24 protein-coding genes are annotated in these 22,631 nt (G+C 58.9%); 11 read left to right on the top strand and 13 right to left on the bottom strand.

Going from position 1 to position 22,631, the window contains the following annotated elements:
- Positions 1–8: 8 nt before the first annotated feature.
- On the bottom strand, positions 9–863 hold the full coding sequence (locus ACQZ5F_RS23310) for an SDR family NAD(P)-dependent oxidoreductase (RefSeq protein WP_046799563.1): 855 nt from the start codon (positions 861–863) through the stop codon (positions 9–11).
- 315 nt (positions 864–1,178) lie between these two features.
- Between ACQZ5F_RS23310 and ACQZ5F_RS23315 the strand changes: the two genes are divergently transcribed.
- Complete coding sequence (locus ACQZ5F_RS23315; RefSeq protein ID WP_046799755.1) at positions 1,179–2,402, top strand: argininosuccinate synthase; 1,224 nt, start codon at positions 1,179–1,181, stop codon at positions 2,400–2,402.
- A 54-nt stretch (positions 2,403–2,456) separates the two neighbouring features.
- On the opposite strand, the gene ACQZ5F_RS23320 is transcribed toward ACQZ5F_RS23315, so the two are convergent.
- From ACQZ5F_RS23320 to ACQZ5F_RS23330, 3 genes are all read right to left on the bottom strand, one after another.
- Positions 2,457–3,653, bottom strand: coding sequence for a multidrug effflux MFS transporter (locus ACQZ5F_RS23320; RefSeq protein WP_225338249.1), 1,197 nt, complete (start codon positions 3,651–3,653; stop codon positions 2,457–2,459).
- 5 nt (positions 3,654–3,658) lie between these two features.
- Positions 3,659–4,117, bottom strand: coding sequence for a MarR family winged helix-turn-helix transcriptional regulator (locus ACQZ5F_RS23325; RefSeq protein ID WP_046799562.1), 459 nt, complete (start codon positions 4,115–4,117; stop codon positions 3,659–3,661).
- Positions 4,118–4,250: 133 nt separating this feature from the next.
- Complete coding sequence (locus ACQZ5F_RS23330) at positions 4,251–4,607, bottom strand: hypothetical protein (RefSeq protein WP_225338250.1); 357 nt, start codon at positions 4,605–4,607, stop codon at positions 4,251–4,253.
- Positions 4,608–4,851: 244 nt separating this feature from the next.
- Here ACQZ5F_RS23330 and ACQZ5F_RS23335 point away from each other — a divergent pair, with 244 nt between their 5' ends.
- The 4 genes from ACQZ5F_RS23335 to ppa all read left to right on the top strand — a co-directional run bounded on the left by ACQZ5F_RS23335 (position 4,852) and on the right by ppa (position 10,320).
- Positions 4,852–6,912, top strand: coding sequence for a M3 family metallopeptidase (locus ACQZ5F_RS23335; RefSeq protein ID WP_225338251.1), 2,061 nt, complete (start codon positions 4,852–4,854; stop codon positions 6,910–6,912).
- Between the two features lie 162 nt (positions 6,913–7,074).
- Positions 7,075–8,895, top strand: a complete 1,821-nt coding sequence (gene typA / locus ACQZ5F_RS23340) for a translational GTPase TypA (protein ID WP_046799559.1) — start codon at positions 7,075–7,077, stop codon at positions 8,893–8,895.
- 216 nt (positions 8,896–9,111) lie between these two features.
- Positions 9,112–9,618, top strand: a complete 507-nt coding sequence (locus tag ACQZ5F_RS23345) for a GNAT family N-acetyltransferase (protein WP_006310825.1) — start codon at positions 9,112–9,114, stop codon at positions 9,616–9,618.
- A 168-nt stretch (positions 9,619–9,786) separates the two neighbouring features.
- Positions 9,787–10,320: an inorganic diphosphatase gene (gene ppa, locus ACQZ5F_RS23350; protein ID WP_448731101.1), complete on the top strand. Its 534-nt coding sequence runs from the start codon at positions 9,787–9,789 to the stop codon at positions 10,318–10,320.
- Between the two features lie 5 nt (positions 10,321–10,325).
- On the opposite strand, the gene ACQZ5F_RS23355 is transcribed toward ppa, so the two are convergent.
- Both ACQZ5F_RS23355 and ACQZ5F_RS23360 read right to left on the bottom strand, forming a co-directional pair.
- The gene (locus ACQZ5F_RS23355; RefSeq protein WP_225338252.1) at positions 10,326–10,637 is read right to left on the bottom strand and encodes a DUF167 domain-containing protein; all 312 of its coding nucleotides are present in this window, start codon (positions 10,635–10,637) and stop codon (positions 10,326–10,328) included.
- Entirely contained in the window at positions 10,634–10,924 is a 291-nt protein-coding gene (locus ACQZ5F_RS23360) for a YggT family protein (RefSeq protein ID WP_003492418.1), read from the bottom strand. The genes ACQZ5F_RS23355 and ACQZ5F_RS23360 overlap by 4 nt, the downstream gene beginning before the upstream one ends.
- Positions 10,925–11,061: 137 nt before the next feature.
- On the opposite strand from ACQZ5F_RS23360, the gene ACQZ5F_RS23365 reads away from it, so the two are divergent.
- Positions 11,062–12,294 (top strand): MFS transporter, encoded by a 1,233-nt coding sequence (locus ACQZ5F_RS23365; protein ID WP_225338253.1) that lies wholly within the window; start codon positions 11,062–11,064, stop codon positions 12,292–12,294.
- 12 nt (positions 12,295–12,306) lie between these two features.
- On the opposite strand, the gene ACQZ5F_RS23370 is transcribed toward ACQZ5F_RS23365, so the two are convergent.
- From ACQZ5F_RS23370 to hemC, 6 genes are all read right to left on the bottom strand, one after another.
- Positions 12,307–13,038, bottom strand: a complete 732-nt coding sequence (locus tag ACQZ5F_RS23370) for a glutamine amidotransferase (protein ID WP_225338254.1) — start codon at positions 13,036–13,038, stop codon at positions 12,307–12,309.
- Positions 13,028–13,516 carry a tellurite resistance TerB family protein gene (locus tag ACQZ5F_RS23375; RefSeq protein ID WP_225338255.1) on the bottom strand — a complete coding sequence of 163 codons (489 nt, stop codon included), beginning with the start codon at positions 13,514–13,516 and terminating at the stop codon, positions 13,028–13,030. The genes ACQZ5F_RS23370 and ACQZ5F_RS23375 overlap by 11 nt, the downstream gene beginning before the upstream one ends.
- 14 nt (positions 13,517–13,530) lie before the next feature.
- Positions 13,531–15,147, bottom strand: a complete 1,617-nt coding sequence (locus tag ACQZ5F_RS23380) for a heme biosynthesis protein HemY (protein ID WP_225244932.1) — start codon at positions 15,145–15,147, stop codon at positions 13,531–13,533.
- Between the two features lie 4 nt (positions 15,148–15,151).
- On the bottom strand, positions 15,152–16,603 hold the full coding sequence (locus ACQZ5F_RS23385) for a mitofilin family membrane protein (RefSeq protein ID WP_225338257.1): 1,452 nt from the start codon (positions 16,601–16,603) through the stop codon (positions 15,152–15,154).
- Between the two features lie 73 nt (positions 16,604–16,676).
- The gene (locus ACQZ5F_RS23390) at positions 16,677–17,417 is read right to left on the bottom strand and encodes a uroporphyrinogen-III synthase (RefSeq protein ID WP_225338258.1); all 741 of its coding nucleotides are present in this window, start codon (positions 17,415–17,417) and stop codon (positions 16,677–16,679) included.
- 4 nt (positions 17,418–17,421) lie between these two features.
- Positions 17,422–18,351, bottom strand: a complete 930-nt coding sequence (gene hemC, locus ACQZ5F_RS23395; RefSeq protein ID WP_225338259.1) for a hydroxymethylbilane synthase — start codon at positions 18,349–18,351, stop codon at positions 17,422–17,424.
- A gap of 73 nt (positions 18,352–18,424) precedes the next feature.
- Between hemC and tsaD the strand changes: the two genes are divergently transcribed.
- The 5 genes from tsaD (at position 18,425) to ACQZ5F_RS23420 (ending at position 21,989) form a co-directional block, all read left to right on the top strand.
- Entirely contained in the window at positions 18,425–19,522 is a 1,098-nt protein-coding gene (tsaD, locus tag ACQZ5F_RS23400) for a tRNA (adenosine(37)-N6)-threonylcarbamoyltransferase complex transferase subunit TsaD (RefSeq protein ID WP_225244936.1), read from the top strand.
- Positions 19,522–20,505 (top strand): NAD(P)H-dependent glycerol-3-phosphate dehydrogenase, encoded by a 984-nt coding sequence (locus ACQZ5F_RS23405; RefSeq protein ID WP_046799549.1) that lies wholly within the window; start codon positions 19,522–19,524, stop codon positions 20,503–20,505. The genes tsaD and ACQZ5F_RS23405 overlap by 1 nt, the downstream gene beginning before the upstream one ends.
- Before the next feature lie 88 nt (positions 20,506–20,593).
- A complete protein-coding gene (locus tag ACQZ5F_RS23410; protein WP_052818748.1) occupies positions 20,594–20,887 on the top strand; it encodes a YciI-like protein in 294 nt (97 codons plus the stop codon).
- A 6-nt stretch (positions 20,888–20,893) separates the two neighbouring features.
- A complete protein-coding gene (locus ACQZ5F_RS23415; RefSeq protein ID WP_137085381.1) occupies positions 20,894–21,337 on the top strand; it encodes an EVE domain-containing protein in 444 nt (147 codons plus the stop codon).
- A gap of 7 nt (positions 21,338–21,344) precedes the next feature.
- Positions 21,345–21,989 carry a class I SAM-dependent methyltransferase gene (locus ACQZ5F_RS23420; protein ID WP_225338260.1) on the top strand — a complete coding sequence of 215 codons (645 nt, stop codon included), beginning with the start codon at positions 21,345–21,347 and terminating at the stop codon, positions 21,987–21,989.
- A 9-nt stretch (positions 21,990–21,998) separates the two neighbouring features.
- Here ACQZ5F_RS23420 and ACQZ5F_RS23425 read toward each other — a convergent pair whose 3' ends face one another.
- On the bottom strand, positions 21,999–22,367 hold the full coding sequence (locus ACQZ5F_RS23425) for a hypothetical protein (RefSeq protein ID WP_448731102.1): 369 nt from the start codon (positions 22,365–22,367) through the stop codon (positions 21,999–22,001).
- Between the last annotated feature and the right edge of the window lie 264 nt (positions 22,368–22,631).

The following is a 22,631-nucleotide window of genomic DNA, read 5'->3' on the forward strand; positions in this document are numbered from 1 at the left end:
GAGAACATTCAGTTTTTCAGGAAGCTGGTGAAGGCGGCGGAATATTCCGTGTGCCAGCGTGAAAGCGGCGGGCGGTTCTGGACGATGTCCTGCGCCGCCCAGAGAATGCGTTTCTCGTCCGTCGGGCGGTCCACTTCGCCATCCGGGCATAGAATGTAGAAATCGCCCCGGCTGATACTCTCGATCATGAAATCGACGGTCTGCTCACCGGTCCATGCGCCCTGCGGCTTTTCCGTCCTGCCATTGGCGGTCAGGCCGGTGAAGACGAAACCGGGGATCAGCAGGTGGGCAGAAACCGCGCCGTTGGGAATATTGCGCAATTCGTGCTGAAGTGCCTCCGTGAAGGTTTTGACACCCGATTTGGAGACGTTATAGGCGGGATCCCCGGGCGGCGTGGTGATGCCCTGCTTCGAGCCGGTATTGATGATGAGCGACGCCTCGCCATGGGCAACCATGCCCTGGCCAAAGACACGGCTGCCGTTCACCACCCCCATCAGATTGACGTTGATGACTTTTTCCCAATTGGCCTGTGGTCCGAAAATGGCGCTGCCGGGCTGGATGCCGGCGTTGTTCATGAGGACGTGGATGCGTCCGAAACGCTGGATGACGGCGCGTTCCAGCGCCTCCAGCTCATCAAGTTTCGATACGTCGGTCGGGATGGTGACGATCTGCGCTTCACCGTCCTTGGCGACGTTCAGAATATCCGCATGCGCTGCGGCGAGCTTTTCACCGTCGAGATCGACGAGCACGACACTCATGCCGAAGCTTGCGAATTTGCGGGCGGCGGCAAGTCCGATGCCGGATGCCGCACCTGTTATGACAGCGACATTATCTTCCTTGAATGCAGGGTGGATGGTCGTCATAGGTTTCTCCTTCGCGTCGTTTCTGCTGTTTCCAGCGGTTTGCAACGTTGCCTGAACCTGAGTGGCTTCATTCACGGTCTTCAAGTCGATCGCGCCGCTTCATGATAAAGCGCGAATTTTCTAAATGCATGTGACAATCGCTTCGTTCCCAGCGGCGCGGCCTGTCATCACCCGTCGCCAGACGCCCCCATCAATTGTTTTGTCGCTTATCTCACGGAAAAGCGCTTCACACATTTCGGGTTGCACTGTAAAAGTGCCGAAATCCCAAGGAAATGGCGGTGCCCGGATGCCGTCATCATGCAGATGGACATCACTATGGCACTTCCGAAAGACGTTAAGAAAGTCGTTCTCGCCTATTCCGGCGGTCTCGACACCTCGATCATCCTGAAATGGCTTCAGACGGAACTCGGCGCTGAGGTCGTGACCTTCACTGCCGATCTCGGCCAGGGCGAAGAGCTTGAGCCGGCGCGCAAGAAGGCCGAGATGCTGGGCATCAAGGAAATCTTCATCGAGGACGTCCGCGAAGAATTCGTCCGCGATTTCGTATTCCCGATGTTTCGCGCCAACGCCGTTTATGAAGGCGTCTATCTGCTCGGCACCTCGATTGCCCGTCCGCTGATTTCCAAGCACCTGATCGAGATCGCCAAGAAGACCGGCGCTGACGCCATTGCCCATGGCGCCACCGGCAAGGGTAACGACCAGGTCCGTTTCGAGCTTTCGGCCTATGCGCTGAACCCTGACATCAAGATCATTGCGCCGTGGCGCGACTGGGCGTTCAAGAGCCGTACCGATCTTCTGGAATTCGCCGAACAGAACCAGATCCCGGTCGCCAAGGACAAGAAGGGCGAAGCGCCTTTCTCGGTTGACGCCAACCTGCTGCACTCCTCTTCCGAGGGCAAGGTTCTGGAAGACCCGGCACGGGAAGCGCCTGAATATGTGCATATGCGCACCATTTCCCCGGAAGCGGCCCCCGACAAGGCAACCGTCATCAAGGTCGGCTTCCGCAAGGGCGACGCCTGCTCCATCAATGGTGTTGAAATGTCGCCCGCGACGCTTCTCGCCACGCTCAACAATTATGGTCGCGAAAACGGCATCGGCCGTCTTGATCTGGTCGAGAACCGTTTCGTCGGCATGAAGTCGCGCGGCGTTTATGAAACGCCCGGCGGCACGATCCTGCTTGCCGCACATCGCGCCATCGAATCCATCACGCTCGACCGGGGTGCAGCGCATCTCAAGGACGATCTGATGCCGCGTTACGCTGAACTCATCTACTACGGCTTCTGGTTCTCGCCGGAGCGTGAAATGCTTCAGGCGCTGATCGACAAGAGCCAGGAACATGTGGAAGGCGAAGTGACGCTGAAGCTCTACAAGGGCAATGTCATGGTAACCGGCCGCGAGAGCGAAAAGTCGCTTTATTCCGACGCGCTGGTGACCTTCGAAGACGACCACGGCGCTTACGACCAGAAGGATGCGGCAGGCTTCATCAAACTCAATGCACTGCGTCTTCGCACACTCGCCAAGCGTAACCTCAGCAAATAATTCTGCTGTCGTGGAAATAATGAAACCCGCTGGCTGCGACGCCGGCGGGTTTTTTCACGTCTCTCTTCTGGAGACGATGCGGAAGCCGATATAGCTGGCGACGGCGGTGAATTCCATCACCGGAATGATGATGCCGAAGCCGGTCAGCGGGGAACCGATGAGTGAGGCCGCAGCCCCGCCTGCAAACCCCGATCCCATCTGGATGAAGCCCATCATCGCCGATGCCGAACCGGCAATATGCGGGAACGGTGCGAGGGCCGCCGTCACCATGGATGGCGTCAGCAAGGCTATGCCGACTGTTGCGACCGCCACAGGCCCCATGATCGAAAGGAAGGATGGCGGTATCAGGAATACCGACAGCAGGATGAGGAGACCGCCTGTTGCCGAAAAACAGAGACCAAGTATGACTGAACGGCGGTCACCCAATCGCGGCGCGATATAACGCAGGGCGATGGAGCCGAAGAAATAGGCGCCGGTTTGCATCAGCATGCCGATGCCGAATGCGGTGGGGGTCATGCCGACTTCATTGATGAGAATGAAGGTCAGCATGGTGGCCTGCGCATAAAGCGCGCCGATGGAACCGCCGAGCACGAGTGCGGCAAGAAGAAAACGTGGCTGTGTGAGCAATGTGCCATAGGCAGACAGGAGACGGCGGGGGCGGATCAGGTTTCTGTCCGGGACTGTCGTTTCGCGCAGAAAGACCACGACCGAAAAGATGGCGATGGCCCCGAGACCGGCCATGAGGAAAAACACCGATTGCCAGCCGAAGGCTGCAAGGGATAGCCCGCCGATTGTTGGTCCCATGGCCGGGCCGACGGCCAGCATGATGCCGATGAGGTTTATGATGCTGGAGGCGTCAGCGCCGGTGAACTGGTCGCGGACCACCGCGCGCGCCACTGTCATGCCGACGGAGGCGCCGATGCCCTGTACCAGCCGGGCGACAAGCAGGACTTCAATCGTCGGTGCAAAAACCGCAAGCAGCCCGCCGCCGAGAAAGATTGAAAGAAAGAACAGGCTGGCCTTTCGCCGTCCAAAAGCGTCGGATGCCGGTCCGGCTATCAACTGGGCGATGGCGAAACCGGCAAAATAAAGCGACAGGCTGAGTTTGACGGCGGGCTCGGTGGTGGCGAAAACCCGTGTCAGCTCCGGCATGGCAGGTGTATAGATCGCCATGGAAATGGGCGCCAGCGCCGTCAGTAACGCACCCAGTATTGCCGTACGCTTTCTGGACATGATCGTTTCTGGCGACATTGCGATCAGCTGTTCTGGCTCGGCTGTTCCGGCTGCAGATTGTTACGAAGTGTCTGCAGGAAGCTGCGGAAGAGCGCAACTTCTTCCTCGTTCAGACCCTGGGTGGCGTGACGAACCAGCTGGTCGATTTCCTGCCGCACGGCTTCAAGCATGTCGGCGGAGGTTTTCGTCAACACGATGCGCTTGGAACGTCTGTCCTGCGGGTCCTGCTGGCGCTCGATGAGGTCAAGGGATTGCAGCTTGTCGAGATAGGCGCAGATCGTCATGGGCTCAATGCCGAGGCGGGCGGCGATGTCAGATTGTTTGCTGCCATCAACGACGGCAACCGTCAGCAATGCTCTTGCCTCGCCGGGGGTCAAGCCCAGTCCGGCTTCGGAAATGCGGCGCTCAAATGCACTGTTCAGCAGACGCGCGCCGCTGTTCAGCAAAAATGCCAATGAATCTTTTTCGCGTTTCGTGCCCATGCTTCGCCTTTTCGTAAGTCAGCCTTACTAAATTCCGGGCGATAATCAATGGTACACAAATCATATTGTCGAAAATCGAGTAAAGTATGTGTCAGTTCGGTTGCTATATGCTCAAAAAGATAGTCGAAGATCGTTACGCCAAAGCAAAAAAAGACAGGACGTCCTGCATTTTTTGCGCCTCATCCGCCGTGCCGATGGAGCTGGCGATTTCGGCCCGGTCGGAAAAATACGACAGGAAGTCGAAATCCGTATCATCGGTCACGTCGGATATGTCGATTACCTCACCTTTGGCGTTCAGCGTCTGCACCGGCAGTTCGGAGGAAAGCTCAAGCCAGGTATCGTGGCCGATTTTCCCCGCATCGTAATATTCCCTGGCGATTTCGCGCAATTCGCGCGGGCTGATGCGGGTGAAATCGATGCGTTTCACCGTCTCCTCGAAGCCGGCACCTGCATCGGATTTGGCCGCCTTGCCGAAATCGGTATTGCCCACGGATCTGGCATTTCTGGAATTGTCCCTGAAAAGGAAATTATTAGAGGACCTTAAAGAATAAATCTCCATAATACATATCTCCATCATGGGATATTATTTCAATAAACCAGATCATGTCGCCGCGGCTCCGGTCAATACTTTGCCGTGGATACATTGGCGTATTCCACACCAAATTCCGGATATTGAATTGGCGGTGGAGGCGTGCCCATATGGGTTTAAACCGGAATTGTACAAGGAAGATGAAATGCCATCCAAGACCGCGCTTTATCCCGCACTCGTTACCTGGAACGGTCACAACGGTCTGCCGAAATTCGATGCGGTCAAGGATGAGGATTTCGCTCCGGCCTTCGAAGCTGCCCTTCTGTCGCACGAACAGGAAATTGATGCGATTTCCGGCAATGCTCAGGCGCCGACGTTTGAAAACACCGTGACCGCGCTCGAAATAGCAGGCGACGAACTTTCGCGCATTTCAGCCCTGTTCTGGAACAAGGCTGGGGCGCATACCAATAGCGCCATTCAGGCACTGGAGCGGGAAATCGCACCGAAAATGTCGCGGCACTATTCGAAGATCGGCATGAATGAGGCCCTCTTCAAGCGTATCGATACGTTATGGGAGAAGCGCGATTCGCTCGGGCTGACGGGCGAGGAAAAGCGTGTTCTCGAACGCCACTGGAAGGGTTTCGTGCGCTCCGGCGCCAAGTTGCAGAAGGACCGGCAGGAACGGCTGGCGACCATCAACGAGGAGCTTGCCGGTCTTGGCGCCAGCTTCGGGCAGAATGTGCTGGCGGATGAAAAGAGCTGGAAACTGCTACTTGCCACGGAAGAGGAGCTTGCCGGCATTCCCGGCTTTCTGCGCGATGCGATGGCGGGTGCTGCCCGCGAGCATGGCGAAGACGGGAAATTCGCCGTTACCCTTTCCCGCTCGATCATCGAGCCTTTTCTGACCTTTTCCGAGCGCCGGGATTTGCGCGAACAAGCCTTCAAGGCCTGGGCGGCGCGGGGTGAAAACGGTGGCGAGACCGACAATCGCGAGATCGTCCATCGCACACTCGAACTGCGCGAGGAGAAGGCAAAGCTTCTCGGTTACGCGAATTTTGCCGCCTATAAGCTCGACGACACAATGGCAAAAACGCCCGACGCCGTGAACGGCCTTCTCGGCCAGGTCTGGGAAAAGGCAGTTCTTCGCGCCGCTGAAGAAGAGGCCGAGCTTGCCGCCATCATTGTCGAGGAAGGCAGGAACCACGAGGTTTTGCCATGGGACTGGCGGCATTATGCAGAAAAGTTGCGGACACGGAAATTCAGCTTCTCCGAGACTGAGTTGAAACCCTATCTGCAACTGGAAAAGATCATCGAGGCCTGCTTCGATGTGGCCAACCGGCTCTTCGGAATTCGCGCCGTGGAAGCAAAGGGCGTTGCCGCCTACCATCCGGATGTGCGGGTTTTCGAAATCCGCGATGAACAGGGCGATCTGAAGGCCATGTTCCTCGGCGATTATTTCGCCCGTCCTTCCAAGCGTTCCGGCGCGTGGATGAGCTCGTTCCAGTCACAGCACAAGCTGCCCTTGAAGAACGGCACCATCGGCGAAATACCGATCATCTATAATGTCTGCAATTTCGCAAAACCGGCCGAAGGAAAACCGGCGCTGCTTTCGCTGGACGATGCACGCACGCTGTTTCATGAATTCGGCCACGCGCTGCATGGCATGTTGTCTGATGTTACTTACCCTTCCGTGTCCGGAACGGGTGTCTCGCGCGATTTCGTCGAATTGCCGTCGCAGCTTTACGAACATTGGCTGACGGTTCCGGAAATCCTGGAAAAATATGCCCTGCATTATGAAACCGGTGCGCCGATGCCAAAGGCGCTGCTGGACAAGGTTCTGGCCGCGCAGACCTTCAATGCCGGTTTCAGCACGGTGGAATTCACTTCTTCGGCCATTGTCGACATGGCGTTTCACACCCGCGACAGCGTCGGTGATCCAATGGCCGTGCAGGGTGAGGTGCTTTCCGCGCTCAACATGCCGAAATCCATCGTCATGCGGCATGCGACGCCGCATTTCCAGCATGTGTTCTCCGGTGACGGTTATTCCGCCGGTTATTATTCCTACATGTGGTCGGAGGTGCTGGATGCCGATGCGTTTTCCGCTTTTGAGGAAGCCGGCAATGCCTTTGATGGTGAGATGGCGCGCCGGCTGAAGGACAATATCTATTCTGTTGGCGGTTCCATCGATCCGGAGGAGGCCTATCTTGCCTTCCGCGGCAAGATGCCTAGCCCGGACGCCATGCTGTTGAAGCGCGGCCTCGTATAAGAGCACGCTATAAAAGACTGTCATATTTCTGAGCTAGAACCGGAGCGCAGGGGGCTTATGACAAGCCCCCCCTTTCGCATTTGCAAAAAAAAGGTTATGAGCGCGCCAAACTAAATTGGCGCATCTCACGATAGTAGCGCCCAACCTCAGAGATTTTGAACAATGGCACTTCGCAACATCGCGATCATCGCGCACGTTGACCATGGAAAAACGACGCTCGTGGACGAGCTTCTGAAGCAGTCCGGCTCGTTCCGCGACAACCAGCGCGTCGCCGAGCGTGTGATGGACAGCAACGATCTCGAAAAGGAACGTGGCATCACCATTCTCGCCAAGGCGACCTCGGTGGAGTGGAAGGGTGTCCGCATCAACATCGTCGACACCCCCGGCCACGCCGACTTCGGCGGTGAAGTCGAGCGTATCCTGTCGATGGTGGATGGCGCGATCGTTCTGGTCGATTCGTCCGAAGGCCCGATGCCGCAGACCAAGTTCGTGGTCAGCAAGGCGCTGAAGGTTGGTCTTCGCCCGATCGTCGCGATCAACAAGATCGACCGTCCGGATGGCCGTCATGAAGAAGTCATCAACGAAGTGTTCGACCTTTTCGCGAACCTCGACGCCACCGACGAGCAGCTCGACTTCCCAATCCTTTACGGTTCCGGCCGTGACGGCTGGATGAACGTCAACCCGGAAGGTCCGAAGGATCAGGGTCTTGCACCCTTGCTCGACCTGGTTCTCGAACATGTTCCGGAGCCCAAGGTCGAAGAAGGCCCGTTCCGTCTTATCGGCACGATCCTTGAAGCCAACCCTTTCCTCGGCCGTATCATCACCGGTCGTATCGCCTCCGGTTCAATCAAGCCGAACCAGGCCGTGAAGGTGCTCGGCCAGGACGGCAAGACGATCGAAACCGGTCGTATTTCCAAGATTCTCGCATTCCGCGGTATCGAGCGCACCGCGATCGATGAGGCTCATGCGGGCGACATCGTTGCGATCGCCGGCCTTTCCAAGGGCACTGTCGCAGACACCTTCTGTGATCCCTCCGTCACCGAGGCGATGACCGCGCAGCCGATCGATCCGCCAACCGTTACCATGTCCTTCATCGTCAACGACAGCCCGCTTGCCGGCACCGAAGGTGACAAGGTTACGAGCCGCGTTATCCGCGACCGCCTGTTCAAGGAAGCCGAAGGCAACGTTGCGCTGAAGATTGAAGAAGCCGAAGGCAAGGATTCGTTCTTCGTGTCCGGCCGTGGCGAATTGCAGCTGGCCGTTCTGATCGAAACCATGCGCCGCGAAGGCTTCGAGCTTGCTGTGTCGCGTCCGCGCGTTGTGATGCACAAGGATGAGAACGGCACCCTGCTGGAGCCGATCGAAGAAGTCGTGATCGACGTTGATGAAGAGCATTCCGGCGTCGTCGTTCAGAAGATGTCCGAGCGCAAGGCTGAAATGGCCGAGCTTCGTCCTTCCGGCGGCAATCGCGTTCGCCTGAAGTTCTACGCCCCGACCCGCGGCCTGATCGGCTACCAGTCTGAACTTTTGACCGACACGCGCGGCACCGCAATCATGAACCGCCTGTTCCACGATTATCAGCCCTTCAAGGGCCAGATCGCTGGTCGCGTCAACGGCGTTCTGCTGTCGAATGGTTCGGGCGAAGCCGTCGCTTACGCCATGTTCAACCTTGAAGATCGCGGCCCGATGATCATCGAGCCGGGTGAGAAGGTTTATGCTGGCATGATCATCGGCATTCACACGCGCGATAATGATCTCGAAGTGAACGTGCTGAAGGGCAAGCAGCTGACCAACATTCGCGCCGCCGGCAAGGATGAAGCCGTCAAGCTGACCCCGCCGATCCGCATGACGCTCGATCGCGCTCTTTCCTGGATCCAGGAAGACGAGCTGATGGAAGTGACGCCGAAGTCCATCCGTCTGCGCAAGATGTTCCTCGATGCCAACGACCGCAAGCGTTTCGAAAAGGCCAAGCTTGCTGTCTGATTGCGACTTGTTGTGACGAATTTGAAAGAACCCGGCTTCGAGCCGGGTTTTTTTATGCATTCGTTTTTATGTGTGCATGAGTCGAAAGGTGCTTGTGTCAAAGGTTAAGGATGCGTTAATTTTTGCTGGTCGTCCACATGAATAGGCTGTGGGTAAGCTTGCCGGTGTTAACCTTTATGACTGGCAAGTTTCCGTGGCCGGGGCCAGAATCGCGTTATGAAAACGTTATCCATCGATGTTCGCCGTGCCGAGCCGCATGATGCGCGCGCCATCTCCGAAGCGCACCGTCTGTCGTGGCAACAGGCCTATGCGGGGCTGATCCCGCACCGGCCGTTGACGCAGATGCTGGAACGCCGCGGCGAAATCTGGTGGAAGAAAGCGACCAGAGGCTCCGCCACCATGCTGGTGGTGGAAGTGGCCGGTGTGGTTGCCGGATATGCGACGCTGGGCCTCAGCCGGGCGCGTGGGCTGCCGCATGACGGCGAGATTTACGAACTTTATCTGCGGCCGGAATATCAGGGCATCGGGCTCGGCTCGCTGCTGTTTACGGAGGCCCGCAGGCTGCTGACATCGCTCGGCTGCAATGGCATCGTCGTGTGGTGCCTCGAAGACAGTGACGTCGCCAATCGGTTCTTCCGTTCGCATGGCGGCCGCGACATTGCCGAAGGTATGGAAGATTTCGGCGGCAAGTCGTTACGCAAGGTTGGTTTCGTCTGGAACTGACAAAAGCTGCGGATGGATTGCGTATTGGCGTGGTTTTTCCCGTCGCCATGCGTAATCGCGATAACCTCAAATCCCGCATTCTGCCTAATCCGCTCAAAGCCATGTTGCAATGCGGCGACTTTCCCAGTATCGAAAACCAAATCCAACCCGTCGAATTGAGGGAAGCGAATGCGTATCGATGCAATTTCCATAGGCAAGAACCCGCCGGATGACGTGAATGTTATCGTTGAGGTGCCGGTCGGTGGCCATCCGATCAAGTACGAGATGGACAAGGACGCCGGTGCGCTGATCGTTGATCGCTTCCTCTACACGCCGATGACCTATCCGGGTAACTATGGCTTCGTGCCGCACACGCTGTCCGACGATGGCGACCCGATCGACGTTCTCATCTGCAACACCCGCCCGCTGGTTCCCGGCTGTGTTATCAACGTCCGTCCCATCGGCGTGATGATCATGGAAGATGATGGCGGCAAGGACGAGAAAATCCTCGCTGTTCCGGCTCGGAAGCTGACGCGCCGTTACGACAAGGTTCACAACTACACCGACCTGCCGGAAATCACGCTGAAGCAGATCGAGCACTTCTTCGAGCACTACAAGGATCTGGAGCCCGGCAAGTGGGTGAAGATGGGCGGCTGGCAGGATGTCGACGTCGCCAAGAAGCTGATCGTCGAAGCTATTGAGCGCTACAAGGCGCAGGGCTGATCGGCTTAACCCATCAGCTTTTTAAAGAGCTTTTCGAAATCCTCCGGGTCGGTGTCGATCCGGAGGATTTTTTTGCGCGCTGTTTCGCCTGAAATGATGGTGATGGACGATTTGGGCAGCCTGAGTTTTTTTGCCAGCAAAACAATCAGGGCCTTGTTCGCCTTGCCGTCTTCCGGCACGGCGCTGACGCGGGCTTTCAGATAGGCGCGTCCGTCCGCATGCTGCTCCACACCGTCAATCGCATCCCGCCCGCCGCTCGGCGTCAGGCGAACGGACAGGCGGACATGATCATCGTGTTTCTGCCAGCAGCCACTCAAACGGTCATCGGATAAAGCGTGTTCCACATGAAGGAGCGGATGAAGAAGATGATCAGCAGCAGGATGATCGGCGAAATGTCGATGCCGCCGAGATTGGGCAGAATGCGGCGGATGGGGCGCAGGGCCGGTTCCGTGACATTGACCAGGAAGCTGCCGATGGCATTCACAAACTGGTTGCGGGAATTGATGACGTTGAAGGCATACAGCCAGGAAAAAATGGCGCTGGCGATCAGCACCCACGTGTAGAGGTTCAAAGCCAGATCGATGGTCTGAAACAGGGCAAGCATCAATATCTCCGTATCTTGGTTGCAAGACATTTAGACATTCGCTGGTGAACGGGCAAGTGTTGCGCCAATAGGGCTGGCGATTCTTGTGATATCGCTCTATTGCAAACGTCTCATATTCTCTCGAGAGCACCCAGCCGATGTCCCTGCCTTCTGCCGAAAACCGTTTCGGTGCATTCCGGCATAGTTCCTATCGTCGCTTCTTCAGCGCCCGCTTTTTTTCAGCCTTCGCCATCCAGATTGTCAGCGTCTCAGTCGGCTGGCAGATGTATGAGGTGACCGGTAACGCCTTTTATCTCGGTCTGATCGGGCTTTTTCAGTTTCTGCCGTCGCTGCTTTTGATCCTCGTTACCGGAACAGTTGCCGATAGACACAATCGCCGGCGTATCATGGCCGTTTGCCTTGTGGTCGCGGCTGGCTGCGCCGCCGCCCTGCTTGGTTTGACGCTGACGCACAGCTTTTCTCCGTGGCCGGTTTTCGCCATTCTGGTCGTGTTCGGAATTGAGCGGGCGTTCATGGGGCCGGCGGTTCAATCGCTGGCACCAAATCTTGTGCCCGTCGAGGATTTGCCGAACGCCATAGCGTGGAATTCTTCTTCCTGGCAGATGGCATCCATTCTTGGCCCGGTTGCGGGTGGTCTGCTTTATGGTCTCGGCGCTTCCGTCGCCTACATTGTGGCATTCATGCTCTTCATCGTGTCAGCGATGCTGGCGGTGACAATCCGCAAGCCGGAACAACGCGGCCCGGCGAAAGCCATCAGCCTCGAAACAATGCTGGCAGGCTTCAAATTCATTTCGCAGGAAAAAATCGTCCTTGGCGCCATTTCGCTCGACCTCTTCGCGGTCCTGCTGGGCGGCGCAGTCGCCCTGATGCCGATTTTCGCCAAGGAAGTTCTGACGCTCGGGCCATGGGGTCTCGGGTTGCTGCGTGCCGCCCCCGGCATTGGTGCAATTACCGTTGCGGTCATTCTGGCCTTCAGGCCCATCCGCCACCATGCCGGCCTGCTGATGTTTATTGGTGTTGGCCTCTTCGGCATTTCCACTGTCGTGTTTGGTCTCTCCGAAACCGCGTGGGTGTCCATTGCCGCATTGGTGGTCATGGGCGCATCGGACATGGTGTCGGTTTATGTGCGGGAAACCCTGATCGCGCTCTGGACGCCGGATGAGGTGCGCGGGCGTGTGAATGCGGTGAACATGGTGTTTGTGGGTGCATCGAACGAGCTGGGTGAATTCCGTGCCGGCACCATGGCGCATGTGGTCGGGGCGGTGCCTGCCGTCGTCATTGGTGGAGCAGGCACGCTTGCTGTCGCGGTTATCTGGGCGCTCGGTTTTTCGAAACTGCGCAAGATCGATAATCTGGATGCGCCGCGCTGACGGCAACGGGCCTCAGCGCTGGGCCTTGCCCTCAAAAACCAGATCGAGGAAATTGCTGAGCCAAGAGCGGAGCGGCGTGTCGAACAACATGCGGCCTTCAAGGTGCTGGCTGCCGACCTGCGCATTCGGCATGCCAAAGCGCTGCGCGCCGCGCACCACCCAGCTGTGCATCATGGCGCGGGTGAGTTCGGCGTGAAACTGTAGCCCCCAGGCATTTTTACCATACCGATAAGCCTGGTTGGGATAGGTTTCGCCCGATGCCAGAAGCTCGGCTCCGCGCGGCAGCTCGAACCCTTCCTTGTGGAAATGATAAACCATCTTCGGCCAATGCGGCATCAAAAGCCGTCCGTGTTCGGTAGCGTGAAGCGGATACCAGCCGATTTCCACCTTGCCGTCCCGGTCGGCCTCAACCTTGCCGCCCAGATGTTTGGACAACATCTGCGCGCCAAGACAGATGCCAAGAAAGGGCTTGTTCTCCTTCAGCGGAACCTTCAGCCAGTCGATTTCGGCTTTGACATAATCATGCGGGTCATTGGCGCTCATTGGGCCGCCGAAGATGATGGCGCCCGCGTGTTTCTCGAGTGTCTGCGGCAGGTCGTCGCCGAGCGCGGGTCGCCTTATATCCAGCCGATACCCTTTTTCCACCAGCATCTGGCCGACGCGGCCGGGCGTGGAACGTTCCTGATGCAGGACGATGAGCAGCGAAGGTTGTTTTCCCTGTTGCCTGGAAGGGTCAAACAGCATCGTCGTGGTTTTCGCTTTCTTCAGCCGGCCCGGACCTCGTGGCGGCCTGCTGACGTTGCAGAACCCTGTCGCGCACTGAAACACCAAGCAGATCGGCAACTCGCCAGATCACATGGTCTTCCATTTCGCTTCGTTCGCCGTCAGCGTAAACAATATCCCATAATATGCCAATAAGCTCCACCCGCTGATCTTCATCGAGATGGCGACGGATATCGGTGGTGAAGCGGTAATAATCAACAGCTTCCTTGCCCGCCTCCTGACCGGCGGCGAGAAGCGCATCAAGCTTGCCGGAATCGAGGTGGTAATAATCCTGAAGGATTTCGCGCAGGCGGTCCCGCTCGCTTTTCGAGACGGTGCCATCCGCTTCCATTACCTGAAAACAGAGGGCGGCGACTGCCACCCTTAAATCATCCGGGCTGAAATCATCCGCATGCGGGCCGACGAGGTTTTGAATAAACGACTGAATCCGGTTGAGCATCGATATCCTGTTCGTCAGAAGAGTTTGAGCCGGGTCTTGGGTTCGGCTTCTGCGCCGGGTTTCTTGACGCCGGGATCATCCGGCGCGCCGCCGAAGAAGGGTACGGCTTCCGCCTTCTCGTCCGCTGCTTTGCTTTCAACGGGCGCTTCGATAGTGGCGGGCTTTTTCTCCTTCGGAGCCGATACGGTAGGCGCGACCTCTATCGGTGCGGCGGGAACGGGTTTCGGCTCGGCGCGAGGCTCGGGAGCAGCTTCGACGACGATTGTTTTCGCAACCGGTTCCGCCCTTGCGGGTGCTGCGGCCATCGCATTTTCGATTGTCAGGTCTTCGACTGGACCTTCGAGCTGGCCAAAAGGTGCTTTCCATTCAAAGGCATCGAGACGGCCCGTCACTGGCGAAACCGGCAGCCATTTTTCCGAAACGACGCCATCCGCCACCCATGCGGGGTCACGCGGCGCGCGCAGCGCCTGCGCCATCCAGTAACGCACCCGGCCCTGATCACCCGTTTCAGCCTCCTCGATATCGGCCATCAGCAGGAAGATGCTTTCACGCGGCTCGATCCGGGCTGCGGCTTCGGCCTTGGCCCGCGCCTTGGCAAATTCCTTGGCGTCGAGCGCCGCCTGCGCCACGGCAAACAGGGATTCGATGTTGTTGGGCTTCAGGCTTTCCAGCCGCTCGGCGCGTTTCAGCCGGTCGATGGCGGTATCGCCGCTGCGGGCGCGGACATAAAGCTCGGCGATCTGCGGATGCGGATCGGTTTTCCACACGGGCTCCAGAACCGTGGCGGCCTTGCGCAGGTTGTCCTCGCGCAGATAGGATTTTGCTGCGATCAGCGCTGCCGGAACGAGGCTCTTTGCGAGCTTGAGGGCATGTTTGGCGTCCTCGCGCGCGCTGACGGGATCGCTTTCCAGCTTTTCGCCGGCCTTGGCGGTGAGAAGCACGGCTTTCAGCCGTTCCGCCTCGCCGCGTTCGATGACGCTGGCTGCCTTCTGCTGGTCGAGCAGGCGGATCGCGTCATCCCACTGTCCGTTGCGACAACGATTTTCCAGCGTCGCCTGTGCTGCCCAGGGCAGGTAGGGGGCTTTTTCCGCCGCGTCCTCGGCATATTGCTGGGCGGCTTCATAAGCACCCTGACGGCGCGCCTCGATATAAAGGCCGCGAAGGCCAAGCTCGCGGGTTTCGGGATCGCGGGCCATGGCTTCGAACTTGCGGCGCGCTTCGTCATATTTGCCTTCGATGAGATCGGCCTGCGCATCGAGCAAGTGGATCAGCGGCTCCTGATCGGCGTTGAGCAATCCTTGCGTGCGGGCCGTCATCTTGCGGGCGAGGATGGCGTTGCCGGCGCCTGCGGCGATGAGGCCGGTGGAGAGCGCCTGGTAACCGCGGTCGCGCTTGCGGGCACGAAAATAGCGGCGGGCGGCATTGGGCGAGGTCCAGACGGCGTTGACGATCCACCAGACCAGCATGACGGCTGCAACCAGCGCCGCGATGATCGAGGCGGCGACCATCAGGCTCATTTCGATCAACTGGCCCTGCCAGACGATGGAAAGCACGCCCGGCCGGTCCGCAAGCCACGAGAAACCGAAACCAAGCGCCAGAACGATAAGGGCGAAAGTCAGAATTCTGGTCATGCCCTTACCCCTGCCTGCCGGTGCTGGTGATGGCGCGGTTCAATGTGCCGCCGACCAGATTTTCGACCTCGATGCGCGCATCCAGAGATTTCTTGTAATCGGCGGATGCCGTTTTGGCCGCCTCTGGAAGCCCGTTCCATTCAAGTGCTGCGCCCTGCAGATCACCGTTGCGCAGCTTGTTTTCCATGCGTGCGATCATGGCGTCGGGTGTCTCACCCTCGATATTTCCGACCGGGCGGACCTTCACCAGCGAAAAGGCGCTTTCTGTCAGGCGCTCCATGATGCCCTGATTGGGGTCGGGCTGGTTGATGGCCGACAGCATCGCATTGGCGACATCAGGGAATTTCTGCATCAGCTCCGACCGCGACGGCACGCCGGTTGCGGCAAAGGATTGCAGCGATGCGATGGCTGGATCGTCAGGCGTGACCTTGGAGAGCGTGTCGAGCTCCGTCAGGAACGGCCCGCCGCGATCGATCGCGGCCTTCAGCGCGGCCGAGGCGATGGCGCGGGCGACTTCGATATCGTCGCGCGGTTCGTTGATCTTGGTTTCCGCATCGGTAAGGCGGCGCGTCAGTTCCGCGGTTGCCGAGGCCTGTGCGGATCGTTCCGATTGCAGGGCGGCTTCCAGCGCGGTGACTTTTTCCGAAAGCCCATCCACCTGCGGGGCCTCACCCTTTGCGCCTTCGAGCGTCGCGATGCGCTGTTCCAGTGCCGAGGTATCGGCTGCCGGGGCATTGGCGAGTTGCTGCCGCAGGCCGGTGATATCGGTTTTCAGTGCAGCGATCTCATCGCTTCCGGCTCTTCCGGAATTGGAGGAGGGCAGTATACCTGCATATTGCATGCTGCCGGCGGCGGCGAGTGCTATGAGGCCGCCGACGATACCTGCTGCGATAAGGCCGGAGGTCGCCGCCTGTTTGCGGTCCGCCTGCTGCGGGGTGGACGGTTTGTCCGGTCCTGAAGACGAGGTCGTGGTCGAGGGTTTGGCAGCGGAGGCGTTGCCGGATGTGCTGGAGGAGGCGGTGGAGCCGAAGGCCGGTTTCGAAGCCGCAGCAGCGGTTGCGGCGGCACTTGTTCCGGCTGTATCCGTGGTCGGTTTTGCCTCGGCTTTGGGCGGAACAGTGGCCTGTGATACCGGCTCTTTCTGCTTGTCCCCGGGGGGCTCGGCCTTCGGTTCGGCGGCTGCGGGGTCCGCTTTGCCAACATTGGGCTCGGGCTCGATAGGGGTTTTCCCGGGCTGGTCCCAGATGGGGGCGGGATTGCCCGTTGCGGCTGCCTCAGGCTTCGTTGCCGGAGTGCCCGGCTCTACAGGCGACGACGGCGTTTTGTCATCGGGCTTTTCGTCCATCCTGGCAGCGTCCCCATCGGCGGAAATTGCTTTCACGTCTTTTGCGTCCAGGTCGATTGTGACCGGTTCGGCTTTGGACTTGGAGTGGCGTGGCGGCTTTCCCGATACCATGACAACCTCATTTCTGCCTGCAGTACTCTAAACCTAGTCAGTGACGGCGGCAAAGGAAAGGGGCGAACGCCAATTAGGTTCCAGAGTACTGGCACAGAAGTTCGAACATCGCCGCCTCGCTCGGCTCTTCGGCGGCGATGGCCTTTGAGCGGAAAATTTCCGGAACCAGAGAAAGCACGTTGCGGCTGATGCAGATGAACTGGACCGCCGCCAGCGCTGCCGCATATTTTTCCGCCGACGCATGGCTAAAAAAGGCCCGTGCCGCTTCGGACGAATAGAGCAGGACTACATCGGCAGCGGTGTCGAGAAGGGCCGTTTCAAGCATGGTTTCGGGGATGTTCGAGGGTAGCATCTCGTAACAGTCGACCGTTCTGAAGGGAATGCCCGCTGCGGCAAGGCCTTCCTCGAAGACGGAGCCACGTGGCCTGCCGGCGAGATAGAGCAGGGGTTGCCCTTCGGAAAGAAGAGCGCGGTGCTCCGTCACCAGCGCCGTCAGACCCAAGGCATCTCCGGAGGCGGTGAGTATCTGCCCGAAACCGGTATTTTTCGCCGCTTGCGCTGTTGCTCCACCGACGGCAAAAAGTGGTTTCGACAGATGCGGTGCCAGCTGCTCTCCGAATGTATCCAGCGCCCGCAATGCCTCTGCGCTGGTTACCGCGATGGCCGCCAGCGGGGCGGATAGCGCTGAGATGGCGCGTTCGCCATGATGGATGGGATGAAACAGCGGAAGAAGCACCGGCTCATGGCCGAGCGCTTCAAGCTTTGCGGCCGTCCTTTCGCCCGAACGCTGCGGCCGGGTGACGACGATCCGCATCGGCTCAGCTCCAGCCTTCGAAGAAATTGCTGCCCGCCTTGGCGCGCACGTCTTCGCCGGCCTGTCGGCCGAGTTTTGCCGCGTCCCTGCGGTTGCCGGAGATTTCGATGCCGTGGCTCGTCTGGCCATCGGGGGTAAGGATGAGCCCGGAAAAATGCAGCTCCTCGCCGTCGCAGGTGGCATAACCGGCGATTGGCGTGCGACAGGAGCCGTCAAGCGCGGCCAGAAAGGCGCGCTCACAGGTCACGGCGTCAAAAGTCGGCCTGTCATTTATGGGGGCAAGCAGCTCGTCCATCCGCGTATCGCCGATGCGGCTTTCCACACAGATCGCGCCTTGCGCCGGCGCAGGGGGGAATTCCTTCGGATCGAGAATTTCCGTCGGGACATTCTCCTTGCCGAGCCTTTTCAGGCCGGCAAAGGCAAGAAGCGTTGCATCCGCCTGGCCTTCTTCCAGCTTGCGCAGGCGGGTATCGACCAGGCCGCGAAAGATGATGACGCTCAGATCCGGCCGCAGGCGGCGGATCAGCGCCTGACGGCGCAGGGAGGCGGAGCCGACAACGGCGCCCTGCGGCAGCTCCAGAAGCCTCGGCGCGGTGCGGCCGATGAAGGCGTCGCGCATGTCTTCGCGTGGCAGGAAGGCGGAAAGATAGAGGCCTTCGGGCAAAACGGTCGGCATGTCCTTGGAGGAATGCACGGCAATATCGAGTTCGCCGGACAGAAGCTGGTTTTCCAGTTCCTCCGTGAACAGGCCCTTGCCGCCGATTTCCGACAAGGCGCGGTCGGTTATCCGATCACCCTTGGTGGACAGCACGACGATTTCGAACATGTCTTCCGGCAAGCCATGCGTCGACATCAGCCGGTTGCGCGTCTCGTAAGCCTGCGCGAGCGCCAGCGGGCTGCCGCGCGTGCCGATTCGGAAAGGTTTTGTTTGCATCCGCGTCTATCCATTGTTACCGGAGTTGTCTTAGACCAACTCAGCGCATGATCGCAATGAACGAACAGATTTGATGACCCCCTTTCTTCGTATCCTCGGCATAGAGACCAGTTGTGACGAAACCGCTGCATCCATTGTGGTTCGGCATGCGGACGGCCGTGGCGAGATCGTTTCCGACGTCGTTTTGTCGCAGCTTGAGGAACACAGCGCCTATGGCGGCGTGGTGCCGGAAATTGCTGCGCGCGCCCATGTCGAGGCGCTGGACACGCTGGTGGAAGAGGCGCTGGAGCAGGCGGGCGTGACACTTGCCGATATCGACGCCATTGCCGCCACATCCGGTCCCGGCCTTATCGGCGGCTTGCTGGTGGGGTTGATGACGGGCAAGGCGATTGCCATGGCTGCGGATAAGCCGCTTTACGCCATCAACCATCTGGAGGGCCATGCGCTGACGGCGCGGCTGACGGACGGTCTTTCCTTCCCTTATCTGATGCTGCTGGTTTCAGGTGGGCATACCCAGCTGGTGCTGGTGCGTGGCGTCGGCGATTATGAGCGCTGGGGCACCACCATCGATGACGCTTTGGGTGAGGCCTTTGACAAGACGGCGAAACTTTTAGGCCTGCCCTATCCCGGTGGCCCAGCGGTCGAGAAGGCGGCAGTGAAGGGTGACCCGAACCGTTTTCCGCTGCCGCGTCCGATGGTCGGCGAAACCCGTTTGGATTTTTCCTTCTCCGGCTTGAAGACGGCGGTGCGGCAGGCCGCAACTGCCATCGCGCCGCTTTCGGAGCAGGATATTGCCGATATCTGCGCGTCCTTCCAGAAAGCGGTGTCGCGCACCCTCAAGGATCGCATCGGCCGCGGCCTTGCCCGTTTCAGCCAGGAATTTCCGCATCTGGAAACCAAACCGGCGCTGGTCGTGGCCGGCGGTGTTGCGGCCAATCAGGAAATCCGCCAGACGCTTCAGGCGCTTTGCGATACGCATGGCTTCCGTTTCGTTGCGCCGCCACACCGGCTTTGCACCGACAATGCCGCGATGATCGCCTGGGCGGGACTGGAGCGCATGGCGGATGGCAGGCAGGCAGATCCGCTGGAGATACCGCCGCGCTCGCGCTGGCCACTTGATGGCAATGCGGAGACTTTGATCGGTTTCGGCAAAAGGGGAGCCAAGGCCTGATGCAGCGGGAAAAAATCGTCGTCATCGGTGCTGGCGCCTTCGGAACCGCGCTTGCCGTCGTCATTGCGCTGGAAAACCGGCATGACGTCACCCTGCTCGGCCGTGATGCGTCCCTGATGGCCGATCTGAAGGTTGATCGTGTTCACGATGCGGCTCTGCCGGGTGTCGAGCTGCCGGATGCGCTTGAATTTTCGGCCGAGCCGGATGTGCTGGCTGGCGCCAGTATCGTGCTCTTCGCCATGCCCTCGCAGGCCCATGCGGATGCGGCGCGTCATTACGGTCCTTATCTGGCTAATGATTCTATCATCGTCACGTGCGCCAAGGGCATCGACCGCAACTCCGGTCGCCTGCTGACGGAGCTTCTGGAAGCGGAACTGCCGCATCACCCGATTGCAGTCCTTTCCGGTCCGGGATTTGCGGCGGATATCGCGCGCGGGCTGCCGACCGCCATGGCGATTGCGGCGGAAGACGCAGCGGTTGCCGAACGGCTGGCGACCACGATTTCCGGCAGGACCTTCCGGCTTTATGCCTCCACTGACCGCATCGGCGTGCAGCTTGGCGGGGCGCTGAAGAATGTTCTCGCCATCGCCGCCGGCATCGTCGAAGGCGCGGGTCTTGGCGATTCCGCCCGGGCGGCGCTGATTTCGCGCGGGCTTGCCGAGATGTCGCGTCTCATTGTCGCCATGGGCGGCAAGGCTGATACTGTACGCGGTCTTTCCGGTCTTGGTGATCTGGTGCTGACCGCCACCAGCCACCAGTCGCGCAACCTGCGTTTCGGCATCGCGCTTGGCCGGGGTGAGGGCAAGGACATGTCCGGCGGGTTGGTGGAAGGCGCTTTTGCGGCTGCCGTCGCCGCCCGACTTGGAGAAAGTCACGCCGTCGACATGCCGGTTACCGAAGCGGTGGCTGCCATCATCGACGGAAATCTGGATGTGGCGAGCGCCATGCAACAATTGATGACACGGCCCATTACCACCGAATGAGGGTGGGGCCTTTGAATAGTTTTTACGCATGTCCTGGTCCCGAAACCGCTGACACTTTTGGGAGACATGCTCTAGCGAGGAGACTGAAATGCTGTTTGCCTTTATCTGCAAGGACAAGCCCGGCCATCTGAATGTGCGTATGGAAACGCGCCCGGCCCATCTGGAGCATCTGAACAAGCTGAATGCCGAGGGCACGCTGAAGATCGCCGGCCCGTTTCTGGATGCCGAAGGCAAGCCGAATGGCAGCCTCGTGATCGTTGAAGCCGCTGATATAGATGCGGCGAAGGCGCTGGCCGATGCCGATCCCTATGCAAAGGCCGGCCTGTTCGAAAGCGTCGATGTGAAGCCCTATAACTGGGTCTTCAACAATCCGGGAGCTTGAGCGGGCATGGCGAATTACTGGCTTTACAAGTCCGAGCCGTTCAAATGGTCCTGGGAGATGCAGAAGGCCAAGGGCGAGGCGGGTGAAGAATGGACCGGCGTGCGCAATTATCAGGCGCGCAACAACATGCGCGCCATGAAGATCGGCGACAAGGGTTTCTTCTACCATTCCAATGAGGGGCTGGATGTCGTCGGCATCGTCGAAGTCTGCGCATTGTCGCATCCGGACTCGACTGCCGAAGGCGATCTGAAATGGGACTGCGTGGATATCCGCGCCGTTTGCGATATGCCGCAGCCGGTTTCGCTGAAGGATGTGAAGGCCAACCCCAAGTTGGAGAAGATGTCGCTCGTCACCTCCATGCGGCTTTCCGTGCAGCCCGTGACGGAAGAGGAATATCTCGAGGTCTGCCGCATGGGCAGCCTTGCCAATCCGCCGAAGTCACCGGACTGATCCTTCGGTGAAGACTGATCCCGAACGCTTCATTCTCGACAATGCTGCGATCATGCATCCACCGCATGTGCCGGAATTGCGCCTTTATCTTGCCACCGAAGCTCATGAGCTGTGGCTGAAGACGGAGGAGGAGCTGGAAGAGATCGGTCTGCCGCCGCCTTTCTGGGCCTTTGCCTGGGCCGGCGGGCAGGGGCTTGCCCGTTATGTTCTCGATCATCCTGAAAGCGTTTCCGGTAAGCGCGTGCTGGATTTCGCCAGTGGCTCCGGCTTAGTCGCTATTGCTGCGGCAAAGGCCGGCGCAGCCAAGGTTCTCGCCGCCGATATCGACCCGTGGACGCAAACCGCCATTCGGTTGAATGCGGCGCTCAACAGCGTGGATATAGGGTTTACTGGTGTTGATCTGGTTGGCAAACCGGTAGACGCGGATGTTCTGCTGGCGGGAGATGTGTTTTACGATCGCGCCTTCGCCGACCTTCTCCTGCCATGGTTTCTGGAATTGACGGCGAAGGGCGTGAGCGTGTTTGTCGGCGATCCGGGGCGGGCTTATCTGCCCAAACAGCGGCTTTTCGCCGAGGCTACCTATCAGGTTCCGGTGACGCGGGCTCTGGAAGACAGCGAAGTCAAGAAGACCACGGTTTGGCGTTTTGTCTGATTGTTTGATTTAAGGCCGGATGATGCAGACGCCGTGCTCGTAGGCGCAGGCATCGCTGGCGGTTTCGGCACGGGCATTTATTATCTTCGCTTTGGGCGCAAACTGCGCGGCCGTTGTTACGCCTGCGCCGTTTCGCGCAAGCCGACCGCCTACCGCGAAATAATTGCCGTTGCCGCGTATGCGAAGCCCCGATATCGCCCCTACATAGGTGCCGCCGGGAAGAGTGGAAGGCAGCCCGTCGGTAGAGAAACTTGCCTGCGATTGTTGATGCCGATAATCATGGCGGCCGTGAAAATCCTCTGCCGCTGCGGGCGGCATTACGGTGAAAATGACGCCTGCGACCATCATGGTCAGAGCGGCGATTCGGCGCTGTAACATGAGCCTCATTCTCCGGATTTTCTTGGTTAATCAAAGGTAAATTACACGATTTATGAATTACGTAAAGGTAAATATTTCGAGGGTGTAAATCTTGGAAACGCTCGATTTTTTATTTTGAGGCAAAAAAATCCAAAAAAAATTCGTGAACCAATCGATTAAATTCGAATCGGTCTTGAAATATGCTTGTCGTGACGCCCCCATGTGATTAAACGTCGCGGTTGGTGCAATGCACATTCTTTCGTCATGTGTAGTTGCTTGGGGGCG

It is taken from the genome of Agrobacterium sp. 22-210-1 (genome assembly GCF_053522525.1).

Bases quoted from the DNA above. Each gene is read 5' to 3' on its own strand.
- ACQZ5F_RS23310 (WP_046799563.1), bottom strand. From the start codon at position 863: ATGACGACCATCCACCCTGCATTCAAGGAAGATAATGTCGCTGTCATA.
- ACQZ5F_RS23315 (WP_046799755.1), top strand. From the start codon at position 1,179: ATGGCACTTCCGAAAGACGTTAAGAAAGTCGTTCTCGCCTATTCCGGC.
- ACQZ5F_RS23320 (WP_225338249.1), bottom strand. From the start codon at position 3,653: ATGTCGCCAGAAACGATCATGTCCAGAAAGCGTACGGCAATACTGGGT.
- ACQZ5F_RS23325 (WP_046799562.1), bottom strand. From the start codon at position 4,117: ATGGGCACGAAACGCGAAAAAGATTCATTGGCATTTTTGCTGAACAGC.
- ACQZ5F_RS23335 (WP_225338251.1), top strand. From the start codon at position 4,852: ATGCCATCCAAGACCGCGCTTTATCCCGCACTCGTTACCTGGAACGGT.
- typA (WP_046799559.1), top strand. From the start codon at position 7,075: ATGGCACTTCGCAACATCGCGATCATCGCGCACGTTGACCATGGAAAA.
- ACQZ5F_RS23345 (WP_006310825.1), top strand. From the start codon at position 9,112: ATGAAAACGTTATCCATCGATGTTCGCCGTGCCGAGCCGCATGATGCG.
- ppa (WP_448731101.1), top strand. From the start codon at position 9,787: ATGCGTATCGATGCAATTTCCATAGGCAAGAACCCGCCGGATGACGTG.
- ACQZ5F_RS23360 (WP_003492418.1), bottom strand. From the start codon at position 10,924: ATGCTTGCCCTGTTTCAGACCATCGATCTGGCTTTGAACCTCTACACG.
- ACQZ5F_RS23365 (WP_225338253.1), top strand. From the start codon at position 11,062: ATGTCCCTGCCTTCTGCCGAAAACCGTTTCGGTGCATTCCGGCATAGT.
- ACQZ5F_RS23370 (WP_225338254.1), bottom strand. From the start codon at position 13,038: ATGCTGTTTGACCCTTCCAGGCAACAGGGAAAACAACCTTCGCTGCTC.
- ACQZ5F_RS23375 (WP_225338255.1), bottom strand. From the start codon at position 13,516: ATGCTCAACCGGATTCAGTCGTTTATTCAAAACCTCGTCGGCCCGCAT.
- ACQZ5F_RS23380 (WP_225244932.1), bottom strand. From the start codon at position 15,147: ATGACCAGAATTCTGACTTTCGCCCTTATCGTTCTGGCGCTTGGTTTC.
- ACQZ5F_RS23385 (WP_225338257.1), bottom strand. From the start codon at position 16,603: ATGGTATCGGGAAAGCCGCCACGCCACTCCAAGTCCAAAGCCGAACCG.
- ACQZ5F_RS23390 (WP_225338258.1), bottom strand. From the start codon at position 17,417: ATGCGGATCGTCGTCACCCGGCCGCAGCGTTCGGGCGAAAGGACGGCC.
- hemC (WP_225338259.1), bottom strand. From the start codon at position 18,351: ATGCAAACAAAACCTTTCCGAATCGGCACGCGCGGCAGCCCGCTGGCG.
- tsaD (WP_225244936.1), top strand. From the start codon at position 18,425: ATGACCCCCTTTCTTCGTATCCTCGGCATAGAGACCAGTTGTGACGAA.
- ACQZ5F_RS23405 (WP_046799549.1), top strand. From the start codon at position 19,522: ATGCAGCGGGAAAAAATCGTCGTCATCGGTGCTGGCGCCTTCGGAACC.
- ACQZ5F_RS23410 (WP_052818748.1), top strand. From the start codon at position 20,594: ATGCTGTTTGCCTTTATCTGCAAGGACAAGCCCGGCCATCTGAATGTG.
- ACQZ5F_RS23415 (WP_137085381.1), top strand. From the start codon at position 20,894: ATGGCGAATTACTGGCTTTACAAGTCCGAGCCGTTCAAATGGTCCTGG.
- ACQZ5F_RS23425 (WP_448731102.1), bottom strand. From the start codon at position 22,367: ATGTTACAGCGCCGAATCGCCGCTCTGACCATGATGGTCGCAGGCGTC.